At 54.5% G+C, this 3902-nt stretch carries 3 protein-coding genes; 2 read left to right on the forward strand and 1 reads right to left on the reverse strand.

The annotated features are described in order from the left end of the window. Window positions 1-2150, forward strand: a 2150-nt coding sequence (locus VGE80_RS05315) for a serine protease (protein WP_440591932.1), incomplete at its 5' end; no start/stop codon positions are given. A 51-nt stretch (window positions 2151-2201) separates the two neighbouring features. After that, window positions 2202-3632, forward strand: a complete 1431-nt coding sequence (locus VGE80_RS05320; RefSeq protein WP_440591934.1) for a DUF1501 domain-containing protein — start codon at window positions 2202-2204, stop codon at window positions 3630-3632. Between the two features lies 1 nt (window position 3633). Here the strand turns inward: VGE80_RS05320 and VGE80_RS05325 are convergent. Further along, a partial coding sequence (locus VGE80_RS05325; RefSeq protein WP_440591933.1) for a hypothetical protein occupies window positions 3634-3902 on the reverse strand: 269 nt, incomplete at its 5' end.

Consider the following 3902-nt stretch of genomic DNA (forward strand, 5'->3'; position numbering starts at 1 on the left):
TGCCAATGGGTGGTACGTCGGGATCTACGGTCGAAATCACGATCAGCGGTGAAAATCTCGAAGAAGCTGATGAGCTGATTTTCTCAGATTCACGCATCACCGCGGTCCATAAGATCAATGCCGATGGACAGAGGGAGCCAAACAAATATCTTGTCTCTATCGCAGGCGACTGTCCAACGGATGTTTACGAAGCGCGAGTGATGACTCGTTTGGGAATTTCATCCTCACGAGTCTTCTCCGTAGGACGATTGCCCGAATTGGTCCAGACAAAGCCGTGCACGTCGCTTTCGACCGCGATGGAACTGCCACTGAATTCGGTTTGCAACGCGGTCATGAGTCTCCGAGCCGTCGACTATTTTGTGTTCGAAGCAAAACAAGGCCAGCGCATCGTCGCAGAATGCGCATCGCGCGGCATCGATTCGAAACTGGACGCAGTACTGATTATCGCCGACGCTTCCGGTAACGATCTGCTGGTTGAGCGGCGCAGTGGGCTGCTGGACTTTATTGCTCCCCATGACGGCAAATATGTCATCAAGGTTCACGAGATGACATTTGGTGGCGGACCTGCATTCTTCTATCGGCTCGTTTTGCGAGAATTGGCAATTGGGGAGCCAGTTGTGCGGCATCCATCGACTCGTTCTGTCAGTTCATTCTCGTGGCCTCCCACAGATCTCCCTGATCAAGCCACTTTGACTGAGGTTGAACCGAATAACGACCATTCAACAGCTCAGAAGATCTCGTTGCCGTGCGATATTTCAGGACAATTCTTTCCCGCAGCCGATGTCGACGTTTTTGAATTTGAGGCGAAGAAGGGTGAAATCTGGTGGATCGAAGTGGCGTCGGAACGCCTCGGATTGCCCACAGATCCTGCCGTTCTTGTCCAGCACGTCGCAAGGTCTGGCACCAACGAAACGTTAACGGATGTCGCCGAGCTCAGTGATATCCCGAGCCCTGTACGAGTCTCCAGTAACGGTTATGCCTATGATGGCCCTCCTTACGATGCGGGATCCGCAGACGTCCTGGGGAAGCTCGAGATCAAAGAAGACGGGATTCATCGACTGCAGCTTTCGGATTTGTTTGGCGGAACTCGAAATGACCCCAGAAACATCTATCGCCTGATCATTCGCAAAGCAGCTCCCGACTTTGCTCTTGTCTCGTGGGCGTTACACATGGAACTGCGGAATGGAGACCGTAATGCCCTTTCTAAGCCGATTGCCTTACGTGGCGGTTGCACGATGGCGATGGAGGTCGTCGTCGTGCGACGCGATGGATTCGACGGCGACATCGACCTGCAAATGACAGGACTTCCAGAAGGAGTGACCGCTAAGGGATTGAAAATTCCTGCGGGCAAAACTCGGGGAGTCATGCTGATTTCAACTCATCAGGACGCACCTCGATCCCGCGCCACAACCAATTTTGTAGGAAGCGCCCAGATCAACGGGACAACGGTCACTCGAACCTGTCGACTGGCATCCATGGCATGGCCGATTCCAGATTCTTGGAGCGAAATTCCCAGCCCGCGACTGTTAGCCGATGTTCACGTTTCGGTCAGCGGTATCGAATACGCTCCGCTCACGATCGCCCCCAGTCAAAAGAATATCGTGGAAGCGACAGCCGGTGAAAAGCTGACAATTCCTCTCGTTCAAATCCGTCGTTGCGAATTCTCGGGAGCCACGATGCAGTTGAAGGCGTTTGGCGCAGGTTTTGAACATCTTCCTCCATTCGATGTCCCACTGACAGCCGACTTCTCGCAAGCAACAATCGATCTGGCAGCGATGAAAACTCCGCCAGGCGATTATCTCATCGGCTTTTACGGAAGTGCTGTGGCGAAATATCGACGTCAGGCGGAAATGGTCATCGCCGCTCAGAATGCCCATCAACTGGCGGAACAAGAACAGCTCGCACTGGCCGCAACTGCCGCAAAACTGGCAGAAGATGCCAAGGCCGCTCCGGCAGATCTCAAGGCAGCAGCGGATCAGGCAGCTGAAGCCGCTGTATCGCGACACAAATCCGCGGTTGCTGCCGTGGCCGCAGCAGCCGATCGGCTCAAGAAAGCGACCGAAATTGCGACTCCCGTGGATCTTGTCGATATCGTCGTATCCGAGCCAATCGCCATCCGTGTGAAGCCCAAGGAAGCGTCGGCCCAATAAGTCTCTGAACAGAATGCATGGTGATTTATGACTGAATCTCAATCTGCGAGAATGGCCTCCTGCTGCCCTGGACCAGGTGCTTGGCGGACAACGGGTCGCCGTCATTTTCTTCAGACAGGTATCGCGGGATTTGCCTCACTGAGTTTGCCACAGGTTTTAAAGCTCCGTTCACAGCGAACTCTTAGTGCAAGCGAAACGACAGCGTCGCAAAAGAAGAAGACAGCTGTGATCATGGTTTGGCAGCCCGGCGGGTGTTCGCACATCGATACGTACGACCCCAAGCAAGATAGCGGCAGCGAATATCGTGGTCCGTTCAGCACGATCTCGACGAAAGTTTCGGGCCTTCAGTTTACGGAACTGCTTCCGCGGCAGGCGGCGATCGCCGACAAATTCACGGTCTTGCGATCGATGAAGCAGACGGCGGGCGGACATCCTGCGGGATCGATGCAGTTGCTTTCAGGGGATCCCGATACGCGCGATAAGCCCAAACCACGCTATCCCGACTGGATGACGGTCGCAAATTACCTGCGTTCGCAAGCCGAGCCCCGCCAGAATCCCTTGCCAGCTTATGTCGGTATCAACCCACCGCTGGAATATAACGGCCCCGCCTATCTAGGTGATGCGTACTCTCCCTTTACCGTGATGGGCGATCCCAATTCACCGTCATTTTCTGTTCCCAATATTGGTTTGGCTGACACGAGCGAAGTGACACGACTCGGCCGACGTTCCAACTTGCGACGGAATCTTGACACGCTCGAGCGAGCGTTTGACCAACGCGCCGAACTCGCCGCTCTCGACGAATTCGAAATTCAAGCCATGACGCTGTTGACCAACCCCCGCACGAAGGAAGCGTTTGATTTGAGTCGAGAAGACCCACGAACGCGCGATCGCTACGGCCGTAACTCGTGGGGGCAACAACTACTGCTCGCGCGACGACTCGTCGAAGCAGGTGTCGAAATCATGACGACCAGCTTAAGCGGTGCACTTTGTGGTCGCGTCCATAACTGGGACGACCATGCAGTGAACCATCACGTATTCGATGCACTGCGATTTCGTTCGGCCGCCTATGATCAGGCTGTTTCTGCTTTGATCGAGGATATCTATGATCGAGGCCTTGATAAGCAAGTTCTCGTCGTAGTGACGGGTGAATTTGGTCGTACGCCGAAGATTGAATATTCGCCAAGCACCGGTGCCGGTGATGCCAGCGCACCTGCGGGTACTATACAACCCGGGCGGGATCACTGGCCGCGAGCATTCTCGAATATCTGGGCGGGTGGTGGTATTCAGACTGGCCGAGTCATTGGTGCCACGGATAAGCGCGGGGAAGATGTCGTTGAAAGAATTTGCGGTCCCGGCGACTTCCTGGCGACAATTTATCATCACCTGGGAATCGACGCACCGAGCACCATGATCCGAGACTTTAATGGACGCCCAACACCAATCGTTGATCATGGAAAAGCCATTCCTGAACTGATGGGCTGATTCACAGCATCCAGGTCCCGTGTCGCGACTCATCGATTGATGTCGTAGCGCACGAGCCGGTACTGCCGATGGCAGAAAGTTGGCTTAAGCCCTGATGTCGGGCGTATTCGAAAGAAACGCCCGACATCAGGGCTGTGATTTGCCGCGCCTGCAATTCTGCCAACGCTTTCGAAAAGGGAAAGCAGGACAGAAATGCCAGGGACACAGCATCTATTGTTGCGCGAATTACGGCACCGCTTCGAGAATGCCGAATCAGGTAGACGGCAATTT

Origin of the sequence: Schlesneria sp., from assembly GCF_036405755.1 — a bacterium.
GTDB lineage: Bacteria > Planctomycetota > Planctomycetia > Planctomycetales > Planctomycetaceae > Schlesneria > Schlesneria sphaerica.

Bases quoted from the DNA above. Each gene is read 5' to 3' on its own strand.
- VGE80_RS05320 (WP_440591934.1), top strand. From the start codon at position 2,202: ATGGCCTCCTGCTGCCCTGGACCAGGTGCTTGGCGGACAACGGGTCGC.